Source organism: Laspinema palackyanum D2c (genome assembly GCF_025370875.1).
GTDB classification, from domain to species: Bacteria; Cyanobacteriota; Cyanobacteriia; order Cyanobacteriales; family Laspinemataceae; genus Laspinema; species Laspinema palackyanum.
Genome location: NZ_JAMXFD010000027.1, coordinates 1 through 20,455 on the forward strand (window position 1 = coordinate 1; position 20,455 = coordinate 20,455).

13 protein-coding genes are annotated in these 20,455 nt (G+C 48.1%); 6 read left to right on the plus strand and 7 right to left on the minus strand.

Translation table 11 applies throughout. The annotated features are described in order from the left end of the window. Positions 1-65: 65 nt before the first annotated feature. The 5 genes from NG795_RS22755 to NG795_RS22775 all read right to left on the minus strand — a co-directional run bounded on the left by NG795_RS22755 (position 66) and on the right by NG795_RS22775 (position 8,286). The gene (locus NG795_RS22755) at positions 66-1,460 is read right to left on the minus strand and encodes a CLIPPER-2 domain-containing protein (protein ID WP_367290922.1); all 1,395 of its coding nucleotides are present in this window, start codon (positions 1,458-1,460) and stop codon (positions 66-68) included. A 1,303-nt stretch (positions 1,461-2,763) separates the two neighbouring features. Continuing rightward, positions 2,764-4,074 (minus strand): DNA cytosine methyltransferase, encoded by a 1,311-nt coding sequence (locus NG795_RS22760; protein WP_367290923.1) that lies wholly within the window; start codon positions 4,072-4,074, stop codon positions 2,764-2,766. 67 nt (positions 4,075-4,141) lie between these two features. Continuing rightward, entirely contained in the window at positions 4,142-6,835 is a 2,694-nt protein-coding gene (locus NG795_RS22765) for a DNA methyltransferase (protein ID WP_367290924.1), read from the minus strand. Between the two features lie 122 nt (positions 6,836-6,957). After that, on the minus strand, positions 6,958-7,773 hold the full coding sequence (locus NG795_RS22770) for a VanW family protein (protein WP_367290925.1): 816 nt from the start codon (positions 7,771-7,773) through the stop codon (positions 6,958-6,960). A 249-nt stretch (positions 7,774-8,022) separates the two neighbouring features. Continuing rightward, a complete protein-coding gene (locus NG795_RS22775) occupies positions 8,023-8,286 on the minus strand; it encodes a DprA-like winged helix domain-containing protein (RefSeq protein WP_367290926.1) in 264 nt (87 codons plus the stop codon). Between the two features lie 481 nt (positions 8,287-8,767). Here NG795_RS22775 and NG795_RS22780 point away from each other — a divergent pair, with 481 nt between their 5' ends. From NG795_RS22780 to NG795_RS22805, 6 genes are all read left to right on the plus strand, one after another. After that, a complete protein-coding gene (locus NG795_RS22780; RefSeq protein WP_367290927.1) occupies positions 8,768-8,896 on the plus strand; it encodes a hypothetical protein in 129 nt (42 codons plus the stop codon). Continuing rightward, positions 8,884-11,109 (plus strand): molecular chaperone DnaK, encoded by a 2,226-nt coding sequence (gene dnaK / locus NG795_RS22785; protein WP_367290928.1) that lies wholly within the window; start codon positions 8,884-8,886, stop codon positions 11,107-11,109. The genes NG795_RS22780 and dnaK overlap by 13 nt, the downstream gene beginning before the upstream one ends. Positions 11,110-11,289: 180 nt before the next feature. After that, entirely contained in the window at positions 11,290-12,297 is a 1,008-nt protein-coding gene (locus NG795_RS22790) for a DnaJ C-terminal domain-containing protein (protein WP_367290929.1), read from the plus strand. 361 nt (positions 12,298-12,658) lie between these two features. Then, positions 12,659-15,505 (plus strand): PAS domain S-box protein, encoded by a 2,847-nt coding sequence (locus tag NG795_RS22795; protein ID WP_367290930.1) that lies wholly within the window; start codon positions 12,659-12,661, stop codon positions 15,503-15,505. A 365-nt stretch (positions 15,506-15,870) separates the two neighbouring features. Next, positions 15,871-18,012, plus strand: coding sequence for a response regulator (locus NG795_RS22800; protein WP_367290931.1), 2,142 nt, complete (start codon positions 15,871-15,873; stop codon positions 18,010-18,012). A gap of 266 nt (positions 18,013-18,278) precedes the next feature. Next, positions 18,279-18,854 carry a Uma2 family endonuclease gene (locus NG795_RS22805; RefSeq protein WP_367290932.1) on the plus strand — a complete coding sequence of 192 codons (576 nt, stop codon included), beginning with the start codon at positions 18,279-18,281 and terminating at the stop codon, positions 18,852-18,854. A 279-nt stretch (positions 18,855-19,133) separates the two neighbouring features. Here the strand turns inward: NG795_RS22805 and NG795_RS22810 are convergent, their stop codons facing one another. Further along, positions 19,134-20,090 carry an RNA polymerase sigma factor, RpoD/SigA family gene (locus NG795_RS22810; protein ID WP_367290933.1) on the minus strand — a complete coding sequence of 319 codons (957 nt, stop codon included), beginning with the start codon at positions 20,088-20,090 and terminating at the stop codon, positions 19,134-19,136. 200 nt (positions 20,091-20,290) lie between these two features. Next, a complete protein-coding gene (locus tag NG795_RS22815) occupies positions 20,291-20,422 on the minus strand; it encodes a hypothetical protein (RefSeq protein WP_256556175.1) in 132 nt (43 codons plus the stop codon). Positions 20,423-20,455: the final 33 nt, after the last annotated feature.

Here is a 20,455-nt window from a genome sequence, read left to right on the forward strand (position 1 = left end):
CGGCCTTTTTATCGAAGGGGCCTAAGAGCTATGTCCCTTATCCAGTCTAGTTTGTAGCCGGATTGTCACCCCTTCAGCACTCCCGGGTCATTATCCGTGACTACGACGTTAGACAGACCCACATTGCCGGTATTAGTGACGGTATAGATCCAGTCAATGGCACTACCCTCTTGAATTACCAGACCATCGGCTTGGAGGACACCATTATCAGTCACCTTATCGATCGCAATTCCAGGATCCGCACCAAAGTAATCGCTGGGGTCTTCAGCCGTTGGGGTCGCTTCGTTCCCTAAGTCATCGGTAAAGGAACCTTCGACTCGACCCATGTTGGTATATTCCCCGGCAACCGCTGTCCCTGTTGCTTCGTAGACCCAGGTTTCATTAGTATCCAAGCTACCATCTTCATCGATGTCACCACTCACGAGGTTTGCGATAGTTCCCTCTTTGTCATCCGTCACGCTGACATTAGATAGCGCTACGTTCCCTGTATTGGTCACTGTGTAGGTCCAATTGATCTCAGTACCTGCGAGAATCGTTTGACCATCTGCACCATTGGTTACCTTATCGATCGCAATTCCGGGATCTGCACCAAAGTAATCGCTGGAGTCTTCAGAAGTAACAGGGGTCGTATTGTAGGTTGTGGCCACCTTACCCATGTTACTGTATTCACCGATAATTGCTTGACCACCAAAGAAGTTCAGGCTCTGGGACTGCCCTGCCACAAGTTCAGCAATTGTACCCACAACAAAGTCGTCACTGGTCTGATCAGGAGTCCCGTTGTCATCGGTGACCTGAAGATTCGTCAGGGTGACATTGCCGGTGTTGGTGACCAGGTAAGTCCAAGTGATATCTTCTCCAGCCAAAATCGTTTGACCGTCTGCACCGTTGGTTACCTTGCTGATCGCCACCAATGGTGTTGGCGTCTCGGTGTCCGGTACCCCTTCGAGCTTACTGCTTCCGTCTCGTGTCCCATCATCAAGAACACTCTGTAAGCGCATCCCGATTTTACTGAAATTACTGGTACTCAGCCCTGCTGTGGAAAGATTGAAGGTTACTTCTTGGTAATCGTCCCCTCCTCCTAAACCTCCAGCCCCAATTTGTACCCCCAGAGCATAGTCTCGTTTAATTCCCTGTCCGTTGAGATTGACATTACTGTCTAGATCTCCTTCTCCGTCTATCGTCGAACCGGAATCATCCAGATAGAGGAGTCCTGACCCAGTTGTTGTACCCACTGTTAATAAAGGACCCGGCTTTGAATCAACTGCCGTAATCGTAAAGTTATTATTAACATCCAGGTCGTTAAAGTCTGCAAAAAATCCAACTGCATCCGCTAGGTAACCGGATACAACTTTTAAGCTAACTTGAACTACATCTTCTCCTATGTCGCTTAACGTGACCTCGACTTGAGCATCACTTCCGGTAAATTCATTTAGCACAAAAGAGGTGGTGGTATTCGACACTTGATTTATCTCCTGTAGGTTAGGACAAAGTTTTTTGTTTGAGAGGACTGGCTTACCCAGTCTTAGAAGTTTTAGCTAGATTTAACGCTGTATTGGCGATAATTATCTCGGTTTTTTACCTAAATTTACTTTAGGCTTGTTTCCCGGGAGTTATCCGCTAGTTCCCCATTTCTATCCCATTTCCTTGCTAGATGTCAATAGATATTTTGAAATTTATTTTAATTTTATTTGGGCTTATTTTTAAGCATGATAAAGTTGGAAAGGCTCCTAAAATTTAGGCAAATCAAGTGTTAGCTAGATTTCTTAAAAAAATCTAGCAGCCTAAATTTTAGTCACTTCTTCCCCTGTGACTAGATATTTATAGATATAGAAAATAGGAGGAGATACCTATATTTACTTGCCATCCTGAAGAGAGATGACGTTAGAAATCTATTCCCTAATGTAGCGGTTCAGAAATTTCTAAAAGAAATTGAACCGCTCGGGAACAGACTTTCTGAGACAAGCGTCACGTCTGCCACGTCGATGGAAAGTTGGGTAGGAATTCCTACTCTTTTCCTCGGATTTTAAAAAAGCCCTAAACTTTCGGTTCTGAGGAGTGCTCGAATGCATGAGTCCGTTAGACTCCTCGAAGACATTGCTGGTGTCCTGAACCTCGATCCTACCTTTCCCTGAACACCCTCTAGTGAATCCTACCTTTCCCTGAAAACCCTATAGGGAGTGGAAGGAGATCAACCCTCACTGAGGGACTGATTTGTCTTAAGTTTGATGGCTCAGTGGCGTGATCATCCCTAATGGTCACTGAGCATACCGACTCAAGTCAGTGTCCGGTATTTACTGTAGTGACAGTATTGTTAACCGTTCTGACCCACTTCACTTACGATCCCTTTATATCATTTAAACCATTCCCCTGATATATCTGTCAACCCTGAATCTGAGTTACTTTACCAGATCTTTAAAAATAGACCGTAAATTCACGGAGATTATAAAGATAGGAGAAAGCAGTGGGGTCTGGGGGAAAGGGAAAATAAGGGTTTGAGGGCGGGGGATAAGCAGAAATACTAAAAAAATGATAGCAAAATTGTCAAGATATCCAGATAGAGTATAAGACCCTGGAGGGAGGAACCCTGGACCCATTCCTGACCGATCGCCTGTTGGGGAGGCGGCAAATCCAGAGAATGCTAAGATTGTAGAACTGGGTCCTCGGGGAAGGGTGCGGGAGGAGAACCCGGGATAGCTGGTGCGGCCCCTCCCTCACCCGATGTACCAGGTTAGAGTCGCTCAAGGGAGTTTGTATTCCGTGAATCTACTGAGGGCTGCGTTGGGTGATGTCTGAAGTTCGGCGCGATCGCGGTTCGATCGTATGCGGATCGACTTGATATTGCGCTGCTGCTGCCGACATCGGCAGTTTTAGCAACTCTGGATGTTGCAGAGGCATGGGGACAGAGGGAGAAATCGTTGCTATTCCTAACACCCGGATAATCTCTGTAGCAACGGCTTCGGCTAAGAGTGGGGGAACAGAATTCCCAATTTGGCGGAATCCGTGCCATTTCGTGACATGGAAGCGAAACCAATCCGGGTAAGAGTGTAGACGCGCCGCCTCGCGAACAGTAATACAACGAGGTTCAAATGGATGAATGGGACGAGGGGAAGTATAAGCACCCCGATTGCTGGGAGTTCCTGCTCTTAATGTATTACATAATCCCTGGGGATCTAGCTTGTGGAAGCGACTGATGGGTTCGGATTTGCCGGGAGGGGTGGCTTTGAAGCGATCGATCGCCGGTTGGGTATGCTGGGTGCGATGGTTTCCGGTGAGAATGCTGCGATCGCAGTCCCGGGGATAGGCGTAATGGTGAGAAGGTGTACAGAGTGCCTGCATCTGAATTCCATAAGCACTTGCGGATGGGTATTCGTAGGAAATCCAGTCGCGATCGAGCAATTCTGCATACTGTTCTACCCTCGGCAAATCTTGAATCGCCTCCCAAACCGTTGGCGTTGCTGGTAGATCCGATAAATGGCGTAACTTTTTGCATCCCGGAGGATTGGTAATGGGGGTGGGATAGTTCGGTAAAGACAATCCCTCGCGACATCCGATTAAAAAGAGCCGTTCGCGATTTTGGGGAACGCCATAATAAGCCGAGTTAAGCACTTGATAGGGAGTCAGAACCTGATAACCGCAGTGGTGAAATTTATCGATAACTTCTTCTAAAAGCTGCTTATGGGGACCGATGGTTAATCCCCGAACATTTTCCATTACAAAATACTTCGGTTGGAGTTCAGTCACGATGCGGATGAAGTGAAACACCAGGGAATTGCGCGGGTCATCTAAAGCGCGTTTACCCATCAGGGAAAAGCCTTGACAGGGGGGACCTCCAAAAAGCACATCAATCTCGCGGCTGCCTATTTCCGACTGGGTTCTAATCTCTTCCCCAGTTGCCTCTACCACACTTCTGCACAAAACTTTCCATTTGGGGAAATTATATTCGTGGGTGGCACAATGGATCGGGTCAATTTCCACTGCTGCAAGCACGTCAAAACCCGCCTGTTCAAAACCCAGGGTCATTCCGCCTGCACCGGCAAATAAATCTACAGCGATCGGTCTAGTTTGGGGGTTCATAAATGAGACAGGTCCTGCGGAATCGTAGGCGAATGGGGTGTTATTGTACCATAATTTTGAGCGGTATTTAGGGTGCTTGGGGACCTAAAACCAAGTCGCCTCGGGTCTCTTTTTCCGCAAGTTCTCCATTCAATTGCAACAATTTCTCTAAAATATCATCAGTGGGTTGGAAGTGATAGGCTTCCATGACCTGTTTATCTAATTCTGCATGGAGTTTAGATAATTGACTGGTGGGTTCGTCAAAGAAGTGATTATACAGTTGAGTGATTCCCCATTGTTTTGATTCCATTTGTTGGGTGCGATAGTCATGGAGTTTTTGGGTGATTTCGCGAATGGAAGTTACCCGGTTGAGATCAGGAGTTTGGGGGAAAGGGAACGTTTCAAAGCAGGTGTTGTGAGTGTAACGGGTATCACCTTTCAACGTTGAACTTTGAGCCTTGACCCAGATCCGATGTATCTTGGAGGTTAAAATTCCCAGAATGTAGAAATCATCCGATGCCACAACAACATTGAGATCTCCGGGTAGCCAATTTAAAGTAGCTGGAATAAATATCGCCCATTTCGAGACTCTAGGAACGGTGAAGTAATGGGAGAGAGGGGCGATCGCATTTCTCATTTCAGGGCGATGGCGTAGGAATCTCCACCAGTACGTTCTTGATTTGGCATCTCTATTTTTATCCCGTTCTGGCTTAACAGTTGCTTGAATATGTTGAAACGGGAAAATATAATCGCTGGCATCTTCAACTGTCATATCATTAAAATCAACAATCCAACGGTCTGGTTTACCTTGGGGATTCTTAGCTAAATTTGCCCCCATTGAAAACAGTTTGAGAACATCTTGATTTTTTGGATCCGCTTGAATCCAAGTTTTGACTTGTTGTTCGGTTACAATAAAACCTTTTCCTACGGGAATTATACCTTGAAAGCAGCGATTTTTATTGGCATTTAGTCTGACCGCTTGAGATACATCAAGGGTAGATTTTAGGGAAGAATTAATGGAAGAAACAAGGCTATTATCTAAATAATATTGATTGGGTTCTTCTTTTGCCCAGTTAACCAGACTCACATGGACATTCGCCTCACCGGACCAAGGTTGAGAAGAAACCGCTTCATGAATGTAACCGCCATTTTGGGTAATATAGTCTAAAGTTGCCACTCGGCTTTTTCCCTGACTGACTGAGTTCGTGGCAACTAATCCAGCCCTTCCGTTAGTATCTATACAATCATGGGCTAACCGGAACCAGTAGGCACAAAAATCAACGGAATCTTTAACATTTGGAAAACGAGCAAAGACCCGATCAATATAATCATCACTTAAGTTAATTCTTAAATGTTTTCCTCCTAAAAAGGGTGGATTTCCAATAATGGCATTAACTTTCGGCCATTTGTTAAATAAAGCATCTTGGCAGACGATATTTTTATCTAAGGTATCCAGGGGTAAAGGGTTTTCGGTCAAGCCAAATTTATCGATCGCCACCTTGCGGGCGATCGCCAGGGTCACCCTTGCCAACTCCACCGCAAACGGATTGGTATCCATGCCATAAAACTGCAACGGTGTCACAAACCCGATTTCCAATTGTTCCCGAGGAGACTTGCGACGGCTGGCTATTTTTTCGAGTAATAGCTGTTCGATGCGCTTCAATTCTTGATAGGCAATATAGAGAAAATTTCCTGAACCACAAGCGGGGTCAAGAACGCGATAGCTTTGCAATTCCATCTGTAAGCCATTGAGTTCGGGAATGGTGGTAGCTGCTTCGATTCGTTCCTCCCAATACCGGCTAATCGTCGGGCGGACAATTTTCATAATATCCGCTTCTGAGGTGTAGTGAATTCCGTAAGTATGACGTTCTTTTTCATTCACTGAACCCTCGAAGATATTGCCAAAAATTGCGGGTCTGACTTGACTCCAATCTTCCCGCGCTGAAACATCCAAAAATTGCAACTCTTCCCGGGTTAATTCAATGGAATGAATCACCGAAAACAAGCCGCCATTAAAATAATCTACCCCTTTATATCGTCCGGCACTGGTGATTCCCGGTGCATTCATTTCTCGGAATAAGCCGCCGAGAACATCGTAAGAACTTGCACCATTCAAACAGTCTTGCACACAGGAAATAAATAAATCTCGCGGTAATAGTCCTCGGTCTTCTGCAAACATGGCTAACACACATTGCAGAATAAATCGTTGACCAACGGATTCAGTAAATCCCCGACGGGTTCCGGTTTTTTTGAGTTCTATAAATAACTCTCCTAAGCGTCGGGCGGCACGTTCGGTGACTTCAACTTGATTGTTATTAAAAACCGGGGTTCGGTTCTCCAATTCCATGAAGGTGAACGCCCCGGCCCGTTCCGGTAATTGTTGTAAACTAATGATATCGATGGGAGTATCGAGTTGGATATCAAAATCAAAAATCCAGAACTCATCAAAGTTGCAGAGGAGGACATACCGAGGGCGATCAGGAACTAAGCGAGTCCAATAATCAAACGCTTGGGAATAATGTTTTTGAAGCTTTTCCCCGCGTTTTTTCATTTCAATCAAAACCCGAGGTTTCCAGACCAAATCAGCAAAGCCGGTTTTGCCCGTTTTGCTACCTTTTTTAACTCGTTCCTCATAACTGGCACCGGCTTCTAATGCCCCTTCATGACCAAATGCCCGAAAGAAACGGTCTAAAAAGACTTGTGCCTCTCCCTTCTCATCGCCTTTGATATGTTGCTGACAGTAGGTGATAAAAGTCTGAAGTTTTTCCGGAGAAGTTGACATGATTTAAACCTGGGTGGACGTCAGATAGGGTTTCGGGCTACTCTGTGATAAATTATCTCATAAATTAGACCAAAATACTCGGTGCAGGAAGGCGATCGCCTTCCTGGTTTGACAAGATAAACTTACAAGGGAACAGCATCAGGGTCCAAGGGAGGATAAATCGTAGTATTGATTTTTTCCCGGGAGTCGGTAAGTTGAGAATAGCGGAGGGTTTCCACTTGCTTAATGCCTTCTGCTAGTTGGGTTACTTTAAAGTCTACGCTGAATTCTTCCAGGGGTTGAGGGGAACAGAGTTCCGCGATAATCCCTTCCTCCAGTAGGGTGAAGCGGAAACAGAGGGGAACGGATAAGGTATTTTGAAATCGGAAGTCTTTGTACCCATAAACTACTGTGGCATCGGAACCCAAGGGGGCGAAGCGGGTTTCTTCAGTGTAGATATCTTTAGAATGGGGATGGCGTTCTAGGGCATTTAAACCGGCTTTGAGGATTAAAAGATACAGGAGTCCGGGTAGCTGGCATAAACCGCCGCCAAAATCATATTTCAGTTGATTGTTGACGATCGCCCGACTTTCTAGGTATCCCTTTTGTTGGCTGGGTTCTCCGACTAAATGCCAAAATGAAAAAATTTGACCCGGGTGGATGGGAATATTTTCAATGCAGGCGATCGCTGTGGCTAAATTATGCTTTTTATTTTCTAAATAACTGTTGTTGGGTATAATTTGGCGGATAGTGATTTGAGATTCAAATAATTCTAAGTTTCTGCAAGATAAGGGGGGTAATTTGACCAACTTCCCTAAATTGCCCGTTAGCAAATCAGCCGTATATCGCTGAGTAAGTTTTCCTTTGCGCTTGACCGAAGGGGGAATATTTTCCTTGACATTTTTCAAAAGCCGTGCATTTACTAGGCTAGGGAAAAACTTGAGCAACTTTCCTTTCATTGTTTTATAAACCTAAAAAACATGAGAATAGATAGCGTTAGAAAAAAGAATTTACAACCCAAAAATCAGACTACATCTCTATCTGGGAAAATAACTCCTAAAATCTCCTGGAGAACCCGGATAAAAAAGAGGCAACGCCGAGATTAGGGAAATCTTGACGCCGCCGAATTCTCTGGGATATGCTACTGGATAGGCCAGGGGTCTAAACTCTTCAAGGCTTAATCAAGACTCCCAAAATCGCGAAATGGACTAACAAGTTTTCAGGTCCGGACTGTTGCATTCCCATCGCTTCACCAAGGAAACTCGCACCCGGGGGGTAGAATCGCGACGGAGAATTTTGATTTTAGCCCTGAGTTCTAATTCACTCAGGGCACATTTGACTTGAGTTAACGTTAATCCAGACAATTTAGCCAACTCTTGTGGGGCGATCGCATCTTGTTGCTTCAGGGCTTCAAGTACCGCCCGAATATGTTCAGGTCGGGGTTCTAGGCGAAAATATCCAAACGACGACATTTTCCAACTCCTCGGAATAATGCATTAACGTCGATTCGGGGCTTACCTTCCTCCCGCAATCCGTCCTGACTCAACCCGAAACGAGTGATCAACAGTACAATTTGTACAGCCTCAACGTAAAGAACCGGGAATCGGTAAGCCTCGCCCCTCACACCATCAATCTTTCTGCTTGCCAGCCAACCCCCTCCACCGAGGCGATCGGCAAAACTCCTCAATCTCTAGTTTAGCCTCCGAAAACCCAGTTCAGACCAAAAGTCAACTTCCGCAAGTCGTAGGGTGGGCATTGCCCACCCTACTGCTGGGGATTTAACAACGGTACGGGCGTCCCTGGATGGGGTGAGGGAAGGACAGACCTGGGGTTTTCCCAGCCCCCCGGCAGGAGAGTCTGGCGGACTGAGGTCAAAACCGCTACAGTGCTGACGCAAGATAGAATAAAGTCAGAAAGCAATATCCTGAGTATTGCAACTTAGGGTTAACTCTTATGTCGCCACTGGCTGTGGCGATCGCTTCTTGTAACAAGTTCCAACTAGCCAACCAACCCGAAATCAGTTTAATTGTTAATCCAAGCAGTAAAACACGAGAGGTGGAGACAACAGCATGGGCAAAGTAGTCGGCATTGACCTGGGGACAACAAACTCAGTGGTCGCAGTAATGGAGGGAGGCAAGCCGGTGGTGATTGCCAATGCAGAAGGAACGCGGACAACTCCCTCCGTAGTCGGTTTTAGCAAAGAAGGGGAACTGCTGGTGGGGCAAATGGCCCGTCGGCAAGCGGTGCTCAATCCCCAAAATACCTTTTATGCCATCAAGCGGTTTATGGGACGCCGCTATGCCGAACTTTCCCCGGACTCCAAGCGAGTTCCCTACACCATCCGGCGCGATGACGAGGACAACATCAAAATCAAATGTCCTCGGTTGAAAAAAGACTTCTCCGCCGAAGAAGTCTCGGCAATGATTTTGCGGAAACTGGTAGACGAAGCCAGCCGCTATTTGGGAGAACCTGTAACCGGCGCAGTGATTACGGTTCCGGCTTATTTTAACGATGCTCAAAGACAGGCCACGCGCAACGCGGGACGGATTGCTGGGTTGGATGTGAAGCGAATCATCAATGAACCGACAGCCGCCTCCTTAGCCTATGGCTTTGACCAGTTGGATTATAAAACCATTCTCGTCTTTGACTTGGGGGGTGGCACCTTTGACGTTTCCATCCTGGAAGTCGGGGATGGGGTGTTTGAGGTCAAGTCTACTGCTGGGGATACGCAGTTGGGGGGCAATGATTTTGATAAGAAAATTGTAGACTGGCTGGCGGAGCAATTCCTCGCCGCAGAAGATGTCGATTTGCGACGCGATCGCCAGAGTTTGCAGCGGTTGATTGAAGCAGCGGAAAAAGCCAAAATTGAACTGTCTGGCGTGCAAGTCACCGATGTCAACCTGCCCTTTATCACCGCCACGGCAGAAGGACCCAAACACCTCGAAACCAAACTAACGCGATCGCAATTTGAAGCCCTCTGCGGCGACCTAATTCGCCGACTTCGCATTCCCCTCAAGCGGGCATTCACCGATGCAGGAATGAGTCCCGCCCAAATCGATGAAGTCGTTCTCGTTGGTGGTTCCACCCGCATTCCCCTGGTCAAAGAACTGGTCCGCAGCTTAATCGATCGCGAACCCAATCAAAACGTCAACCCCGATGAAGTCGTTGCCGTCGGTGCAGCCATCCAAGCAGGAATTCTCGCCGGAGAAATCCGCGATGTCCTGCTATTAGACGTCACTCCCCTTTCCGTGGGACTAGAAACCATCGGTGGGGTGATGAAAAAATTAATTCCCCGCAACACCACCATTCCTGTCCGACGTTCTGATATCTTTTCCACATCAGAGAATAATCAGACCGTCGTAGAAATTCATATCGTCCAAGGGGAACGGGAAATGGTGGCCGATAATAAATCCTTGGGACGGTTTAAATTGACCGGAATTCCACCCGCACCTCGGGGAGTTCCCCAAATTCAAGTATCCTTTGATGTGGATGCCAATGGAATTTTGCAGGTGACGGCCTTAGACCGCATGACCGGGCGTGAGCAGAGTGTGGTCATTCAGGGGGCCTCTACCCTCAGCGAATCGGAAGTCGTGCGGATGATTCAGGAGGCCGATGAATATGCCCAAGTCGATCGCGAACGCCGGGAACGAGTCGAAAAACGCAACCGAGTCGAGGCATTAGCCTATCAAGCAGAACGGCAACTCCGAGAGGCGACCTTGGATTATGGCATCCAATTTGTAGCCCCCCATCGCGGACGGATTGAAACTGCCATCCGAGATCTGCGCCAGAGTTTAGAACGGGGGGATGAACGGGGAATCGACTTAGCCCAGTCTGACCTTCAAGATGCAGTCTACGAACTCAACCGGGAAATCTATCGGCGCACTCAAGAGACGGAAGAGGAAGAGAGTATCTTTGGATCAATTCGTCGTGCTTTTACCGACGATCGACCGGAACGAGACTCGGTGAAAGATGATTTCTTTGAGACAGCCTATCGGCAACCGCGAGAAATCTATCCCGGAGACAGTCGCGGACCCCAATCCCGAGACATCTATTCCGGAGACAGTCGCGGACCCCAATCCCGAGACATCTATTCCGGAGACAATCGCGGACCCCAATCCCGAGAAATCTATCCCGGAGACAGTCGCGCCTCCCAACCGCGAGATTTTTATCCCGGAGATAGTCGCGGACCCCGACGCCGGGGACGGTCCTCGGTCCCGGGGACGAGTAGCCCAAACCGTTACAATAATCCCTACCAGGATGAAGATTGGGATGACGATGATGAAGAGTGGTTGTAAAATCAAGCGTGCGCGAACGATTTTGGATTGCGATCGCGCTTTGGTGAGGGGAAGCGGGGTTCGGTAGGGTCCCCTCGCGCCGTGGCAGCGGCAACCCAACCGCAGTCCCCTCCATAACTCCAAGGTCGTCCGTCCATCTAATTGATAACAATCCAAAATCTAACGTCTAAAATCGCGGATATGCAGAACTGGCGCAATTATTACGAAATTCTCGGCTTGACGAAAGAATCCTCTACGGAGTCGATTAAAAAAGCCTACCGGCGACTGGCAAGGCAGTATCACCCAGACCTGAATCCGGGCAATAAAGCCGCCGAGGAAAAATTTAAGGACCTCTCGGAAGCATACGAGGTCCTCTCGGACCCGAACAAACGGGCGCAATATGATGAATTTAGTCGGTTTTTGGGCAAGAAAGGGTTTAAAGGTCGCGCTGCTGTGCGACCCCCAACTTGGAACAGTCGCAGCAACCCGTTTGCGGCAGGGTCGTCCCCGGAACCTCGCAGTTCGAGCAATTTCTCGGAATATGCCAATTTTGACAGTTTTGTAGATGAACTGCTGGGACGTCGGGAAACCCGGACCGCTGGGGTGGGGGTAGGGACCACGACCACCGCCAGCGATCGCGATGCCTTTCAACCCCGTAGTAGCAAAACGGCTTACACCATTCCGGCGCGTCCTAACCCCCGGGATGTGGAAGCGCGGCTGACTTTACCCCTGGAAAAAGCCTATACCGGAGGTCGGGAACGGATTCGCCTGGAAGATGGGCGATCGCTGGAAGTGACGATGCCAACTGGAATGGTGACGGGTCAACGGATTCGCCTACGCGGTCAAGGCATGAATGGGGGGGATTTGTATTTAAAAATCACCGTTGCCCCCCACGGGTTTTTTAAGGTTGAAGGTGCAGATATCTACTGTGTACTCCCGATTTCCCCCTGTGAGGCGGTCCTCGGTGGGCCGGTGGAAGTCCCGACCCTCGATGGGTTGGTGAAAATGACGCTTCCCCCAGGGGTTGGACCGGGTAAACGGTTGCGCCTTGCCAATAAGGGCTATCCCACCGGCGATGGCAAGCGCGGTGACCAACTCGTGGAAATTGTGATTTCGGTCCCGAAACAGGTCACGGACCAGGAACGAGAACTCTACGAAAAATTGCGTCAGATTGAAACGTTTAAGCCGCGTCAGGATTTGCTGATTTAGGGACAAGAGTGGGTGAGTGCGGAGGCATTTCGTTTGATTGCCTCCGCTGAAAATAGTAGCCTTAAATACAATATGAAACGGCCAGAATTTTTTATAGCATCCCTGTGAGATAATTTCCTTCAAATCTCTACAATCTTTTGGGTAAAATAGGATAAGCTAATTAATCAAGGGAAAATTTTAACCCATTAAAACGGCTTCAGTTGGAAAAATGCTAACTTCTACAATCCCCTGAGCTATCAGGACAGAAGAGGCAAATCCCTGGCTGAATTGAAGGGGCCTCAGATCCATCAGGTTTTGCTTTCGTAAAAATAGCTATCCCTGAGTTGTGGGTACTTGAATCAAGAATAAATATGAGAGTGTGATGCGATCGCGATTGTCACCTTACATTGCTGCTGTCTGTTCGGCTGGCCTGGTTATAGCCGGAGTTTGGGCCCTGGCTCAGTCGGAAATTGAACGCAACCGTCAGCAAATTCGCACGGACGTCTTGCTCCAACTCAGTACCAAGCGCGCTAGACTCGAAAGCGCCTTAAACTCCCGACTGTTTATTACTCGGGGTCTGCTTGCCTACGTTTCCAACCATCCCTATGTTACCCCTCAACAATTTGAGCGCCTTGCCCAAGTCATGATCTCCGAGCAAACGGGGATTTTGAATATTCAGTTGGCTAAAGATAATATTATTAGTCATCTTTATCCGTTAGAGGGTCATGAACGCGCCCTGGGCCTCAACCTCCTGGAATATTACACCTCTCAAGACATTGTCCGACAAAGTATCGAGAGTAAAAGTACCCTCGTTGCCGGTCCGACACCGTTAGTTCAGGGGGGTAGGGCATTAATTAGTCGCACTCCCATTTTTCTGAATTCCCCGAATAGTCCCGGTGAGGGTGATTACTGGGGTCTGGTGGCCATTATCATTGATCCGGAGGTCATTTTCACCGATGCTAAACTCCTGCCCATAAACAAGGCGATCGCCACGCCTCCCCGAGGCAAGCGCGGCCTGAGTCCATCTCCCTTCCATACTCCCATTCCCGTCGAGTACGCCATTCGCGGACAAGATGGGTTAGGGTCCGAAGGGGCGGTATTTTTCGGAAATCCAGACCTGTTTAATCACAACCCGGTTCTCCTGGATGTTTCCTTACCCAACGGGTCCTGGCAAATGGCCGCCATCCCCTTGGGCGGATGGCCCGTGAGTAGACCCCTGGGCTGGTTATACTCCCTCGGCGGCTTTTTAGCCTTCTCCTGTGGATTATCTACCTTTATCTGGGTCAGAAAACCTTGGGAAATGCAGTTAGCGGTGGAACGGGCCACCTTTGCCCTCCAGAAGAGTCAGGAACGGTATGCGATCGCCGTTGCCGGGGCTAATGATGGGATATGGGACTGGGATTTGAACACCCAAGAAATCTATTTTTCCCCCCGATGGAAGTCGGCGATCGGGGTTCATCCCGACGAAATCGGGTCCAATCCCGATGAATGGTTCAGTCGCATTCACCCCGATGACTTGGAACGAGTCGAAGCGGATATCAAGGCCCACTTAAAAGGACGGAGCCCTCACTTACAAACGGAATATCGCATCTTGCATAAAAATGGGTCCTACCTCTGGATGCTGGTGCGGGGAATGGCGGTTCGGGATGCTGATGGCAACCCCTATCGGTTTGCCGGGTCCCAAACCGATATTACCGATCGCCAACGGGCGCGAGAGGCCCTGCGCGTCTCTCAGGAAAAGTTTTCTAAAGCCTTTCGCGCCTCTCCCGATGCGATCGCCATTACCACCCTCGCAGAAGGCCGTTATATTGAAGTGAACGATCGCTTCCTAGAAATGTCCGGCTTTGAGTGGGCTGAAGTCATCGGCAAAAACTCGACGGACTTGAATATTTGGGTCTATGAATCCGAACAAAAAGCCTGTATTGATGAATTACAAACCTCCGGTCGAGTCATTGATCGCGAAATCCACTTTAGAATGAAATTCGGGTCCATTCGCATCGGCTTATTCTGTGCCGAATCTATTGTCTTAGAAGGAGTTCCCTGTATCGTTTCCATCACCCGGGATATCACGGAACGCAAAGAGTATGAAGAAAAATTATACCATACAACCTCGGAACTGCAAGCCATTTTTAAAGCCCTGCCCGATTTATACTTTAAACTCGATCACCAGGCCACAATTTTAGATTATCAAGCCGGAAAATTATCTGACCTTTACCGGCCTCCGGAACAATTTCTGGGGCGTACAATTCATGAAGTCCTCCCCTCAGATGTCAGTCAAACCTTTATAGAAGCCCTGGATGAAGTTAAAGCCAATCGCAATTTAGTCTATCGAGAATACGCCTTAACCGTCAACGATCGCCTCAAATACTTTGAAGCCCGACTTCTCCCCCTGCTGGAAAACCAAACCATCGTGATCGTCCGAGACATTACCAGTCGCAAACAAGCGGAACTCATGCTATACCAGGCCAAAGAAGCTGCCGAAGCTGCTAACGAAGCCAAAAGTATGTTTTTGGCCAACATGAGCCATGAACTACGAACCCCGCTCAATGCGATCGTCGGCTATAGTGAAATCCTCGAAGAAGAAGCCGAAGACGTCGGCATCCCCGATTTTATTCCCGACCTCAAAAAGATTCAGTTTGCCGGAAAGCATCTCTTGAGCTTGATTAATGATATTCTCGATCTCTCCAAAATTGAAGCCGGTAAAATGGATATTTACCTCGAAACCTTTGAGATCGCCCCAGTAATCGAGACAGCAGTGGCGACGATTCACCCCTTAGTCCAGAAAAATGGAAATCACCTCCAGGTTGACTATCCCCCGGATCTGGGCCAAATGTATTCCGATTTAAACAAAGTTCGGCAAGTGCTGTTGAATTTATTAAGCAACGCTGCTAAATTTACCGAAAATGGGACCATTACCTTGGAAGTGAGACGGATTCCCCACCGGGGATTTCCCCCCGAACCTCCCTTGGACTGGATTGAGTTTCGCGTGATTGATACTGGAATTGGGATGACATCAGACCAGATCAAGCAGATTTTTAATGCCTTTACTCAGGCTGACCCCAGTACGACCCGCAAGTATGGGGGAACCGGCTTGGGACTGGCGATCGGTCAGCGATTTTGTCAGATGATAGGAGGGGCGATCGCAGTTTCTAGCGAACTCGGTTCGGGCTCGACTTTTACGGTCCGTCTGCCTTACCGCTTTCACTTTCCCGCTAACCTAATGGAGTAACACAACCACCCCAAATCGCTCACGAGTTCAGGCATTGTTTTGAAAAGTATCCAGTGGAGGGAGCGCAGGATGATAGGGTTGAAAACCCAGTTCAGGTTACGAAAAGAAAGTAGGCGTATAGCACTTCCCCTTGCCAAGACGAGCAAGGGGCAGATTGAGGTGACCCGACTGATAATAAATCTGATTGTCAAACACCTACTTGATTTACTTTACACTTTAGCCCGCCTGCGCGGGCTAATTCCGTATAGACCCACCCTTGAGGGTGCGGCTGTTTGCTCTGTAGAACTCCTAGGCTGCAACCCGGTAACCCCAGGGTTCCACTACAGCCGAGTAGTTTCTGGGTCAGTATAGGGAGGACTGCGATCGTGCTTTACCCAGAACAGGACCGGCTTACCCTAGATTCAACCTTAGCAGATTTACCTTCCCATGATTTTCAAGTTCCCGCCTCTACCCTAGGACAGGTGGTCAGCCATGCTTTTCAAACTCACCCGGAGTTACCCGGCGTGATGATTATCTCCGATGAACAACCCCTCGGCATCATTTCCCGCCGAAAATTTTTTGAATGGCTCAGTCGTCCCTACGGATTAGAAATTTATCTCAAACGTCCCATCTCCGTCCTGTGGACCACCATCCAAGCGGTGGAAATCAAATCTGGCATCTATTCCCCGACCCTGCATCTCCCCGCCTCCTGTAAAATCCACCAAGCGGTTGATATTGCCCTAGCCCGTGACCCCCACCAAGCCTACGAACCGATCGCCCTGGTCCTTCCCAATGGACAAGTGCGATTTTTAGATTTGCATATTCTCTTAGTCGCTCACTCTCGCCTCTTCCAACTGGCGAATCAAACCATTGAAGAGAAAAAAGATGCGGCGATCGCCGCCAACCGCGCTAAAAGTCAATTTTTAGCCAACATGAGTCATGAACTGCGGACCCCGCTCAATGCCATCCTCGGTTACAGTGAAATGTTACAAGAAGATGCCGAAGATATGGGTCAAGAAGACTTAAGCTTGGACCTTCAAAAAATTCACGGCGCTGGAAAGCATTTACTCGGGATTATCAATGATATCCTCGACCTGTCTAAAATTGAGGCGGGTCGCATGGAACTGTACTTAGAACCCTTCGATATTGAATCCACTCTCCAGGAAGTGGTCAGTACCATCCAACCCCTAATCGAAAAAAATAGCAATCAGATGGCGGTCCGATTTGCGGCGAAACTTGGCTCAATGTGGGCTGACTTAACCAAAGTTAGACAAAATTTATTTAACCTGCTCTCCAATGCCGCCAAATTTACAGAAAATGGCACGATTTCCCTGGAAGTCACCCGCATCCCCAACCCCCAACCCCAAGATTCCCCCGAGGCGGTCCTCCGTGCAGTCCTCGCACAACCACAGGATTCGGCTTTTGTAACCCCGGGAGTTCCTCTCTCTGAATCCGATTGGATTTGCTTTAAAATCAAGGATACGGGAATTGGCATGACACCGGAGCAAATCAGTCGATTATTTGAGGCGTTTAATCAAGCGGATGCCTCCACCACCCGCAAGTATGGCGGGACGGGTCTCGGGTTGGCGATCGCCAAGCGCTTCTGTGAGATGATGGGGGGTGATGTTATGGTCACCAGTCGTGAGGGGGAAGGCTCTACCTTTACCATGCTCCTTCCGGCACAAGTTAAAACCCTCCCCAATGTAGAACAGGACTCGTCCTCCACTGACTTAGATGCACTCCCAGAGACGGCAAAAACTATTTTGGTGATTGATGATGACCCGACGGTTCATGACCTGATGCAGCGGTTTTTGACTAAAGAAGGCTGGAGGGTGGCAGTCGCCTCCTCGGGCGATCGGGGACTAGAACTCGCCAAGGAACTCCACCCCGATGCGATTACCCTAGATGTGATGATGCCTCATCAAGATGGCTGGTCTGTTCTGTGCGCCCTCAAAGCAGACTCAGAACTCGCGGATATCCCCACCATCGTTCTCACTATGATGGATAATAAGCCAATGGGGATGGCTCTAGGCGCTTCCGATTACATGACTAAACCCATCGATCGCCATCGCTTGATTGCATTATTGCATAAGTATCAGCAACGCCAAGAAGAATCCTCCCCAGACACTCCTCCTGTGGAATCGATACTAATTGTGGAGGATGATCCGGCGACTCGGGAACTCCTCAAGCGTGTCCTAGAACACCAAGGCTGGAAAACCTTTGTGGCAGAGAATGGTCGTCGCGGTTTAGAGGCGATCGCCGCTCATCCCCCGGATTTAATTTTACTCGATTTAATGATGCCAGAAATGGATGGATTTGAGTTTTTAAATGCGTTAAAACAATATCCGCACGGGCGATCGATCCCCGTCGTCGTCATGACCGCCAAAGATATTACTCCCCAAGAGTATCTACAACTCAAAGGCTCAGTCCAAACCATCCTCCAAAAACAAGGATTAAGTTTTGAGCGACTCTGCACCGAAATTCGCACCATGATCGCCGAAGCTTGTCGCCCTCAAAAGGTGGGATGAACCCCTCACTTTTTGGGGTCCGTTCCTCCCCCTAGGCGCGGCCAAAAAAGATAGGTGAGGGGTATTGCCTTTCTTGACTGGGTGCGATATTATATTCATAATGGGATGGTGACTCTAATAATATTTTGGCAAAGCCTCCCATTATAAATATAACTTTATCAAAGTCAATCCCGCTTGTCAACAGATTTCCCCCCTTTTTTAGCAAAAAATCTAAATCTCCGTGAAAATCAGTGAAATCAGTGGTTAAAAATCCAGAATAAATCTACATGACTTCAGAACCGATTGTTTTAAACCTAAAAACCGTCAACCTCAGCGACGACCAATTTTATCAACTCTGCCAAATCAATGAAAATTGGCGACTGGAAGAAACCGCCCAAGGAGAATTACTCATCATGCCACCAGTGGGAGGAATCAGCGGCATTCGAGAGTCTGATTTGAACGCCAATGTCGTAATTTGGAACCGTCAAAGTCAACTAGGAAAAGTCTTTAGTTCATCGACAATATTCATCTTACCCCAGGGAGGTAAAAGGTCCCCGGATGTTGCTTGGGTGGAGAATGCGCGCTGGGAATCTCTCACCCAGGAACAACAGGAAAAATTTGTCCCTATATGTCCCGATTTTGTCATAGAACTGAGGTCTCGTAGCGACTCATTAAAGCAACTGCAAGACAAAATGCAGGAATATCTTAACAGTGGGTTAAAATTAGGCTGGCTAATTAATCCACAAACCCAACAAGTCGAGATTTATCGCCCTACTCAACCCGTAGAAACCGTCCCACTTCCCACTCGCTTATCTGGCGAAAACGTCTTACCAGGATTCACCTTAGACTTGCCGCTATTTTAATGTAAAGGGGGGATTGACTTGCTTGACTTTGTGCAATATTATATTCATAATGGGATGTTGACTTTAATAATATTTTGGCAAAGCCTCCCATTATAAATATAAATTTATCAAAGTCAACCCCGCTTGTCAACAGATTTCCCCCCTTTTTTAGCAAAAAATCTGTGTCTCCGTGAAAATCAGTGAAATCAGTGGTTAAAACTCCATCGCCAATCCTCAAAAAAAAGATGCCTCCCACGAACAGGAGACATCTTTTTTCAACTCAACCCAACGGAAACCCGATTAGCTGGCAACATATTCATTCATATCCGCTTTGCGCTTGCGGAGTTTGGTGAGAGCTTCCCGTTCAATTTGGCGGACACGCTCACGACTAATATTGAGCCGATCGCCTATCTTAGAGAGAGTCATCGCTTGTCCATCTTCCAACCCAAACCGTAAAGCAATCACCTCACGCTGCTGAGTGGTTAACTCCGCCATCAATTTTTCTAAATCAGCTCGCATTGCCGAATGGGTGGCAAAATCTTCCGGAGAGGGTCCGGTATCTTCCAACAACTCACTCAGTTCTGTATCATGATTATCCCCCACCCGCAAATCTAGGGAGAGGGGATGTCTAGCGCGTTCCATATACTCGCGAATTTGCTTCGGAGTGAGTTCTAATTCTGCCGCTAACTCGCCAATCGTGGCAGTGCGTCCGAGTTGCTGAGATAATTCCCGAGATGCTTTCTTGATTTTGTTAAGTTTTTCAGTAATGTGAATGGGGAGGCGAATCGTGCGGCCCTTTTCCGCGATCGCCCGAGTAATGGCCTGACGGATCCACCAATAGGCATAAGTGGAAAAGCGATACCCTTTCGTGGGGTCAAATTTCTCCACCCCACGCTGCATTCCGATGGTTCCTTCCTGGATTAAGTCGAGTAAATCGACATTGCGTTTAATATATTTTTTGGCAACAGACACCACCAGGCGCAAATTCGCTTCCACCATCTTGCGCTTGGCGGTTTCACCTTGTTCGATCGCCTGTTGCAACTCAACTAAAGATAACCCTGCCGCTTGTGACCATTCTACATCCGTCGGTTCATGACCGAACTGTTCGGTGAGGGTCTCTTTCATCTCATGCAACAGGCTCAATTGCTGAACCTGCTTACCCAATATAATCTCCTGCTCGTGGGTCAGCAGGGGAACTCGGCCAATTTCTCGCAGGTAAGTGCGAACTAAGTCTGTAGAAGTTTGAGCAGTCTTCATGGCGCTTCTTCACTCAATGGGTAACGTTCGTTGTCGTGGCTTGTATCCTTGGCTCTCCATCTGAAGAGGGCCCGTTCCCGTAGCCTACCGGAGGCATCTCGCACCGGGGTAACCTCCGGGTGATCTGGATCGGGATAGCCACATCTGATGCAATCAGGGATGATTCGGCAATGCCGGTTTACCCCTGAATTGCTATTTGCTTACTTCTGACGGCTTGGAACCCGAACCGGAACCCGTTCTAGCTGGGATTGGCAAGACAAGGCGATCGCTGTTCTGTATGAATACAGGATTCCCAAAATCATGGCTGCAAGTACGAATGTCGGGGTTGTCATAAAATTTCTTAAATTTCTCAGGTCGTATGTGAA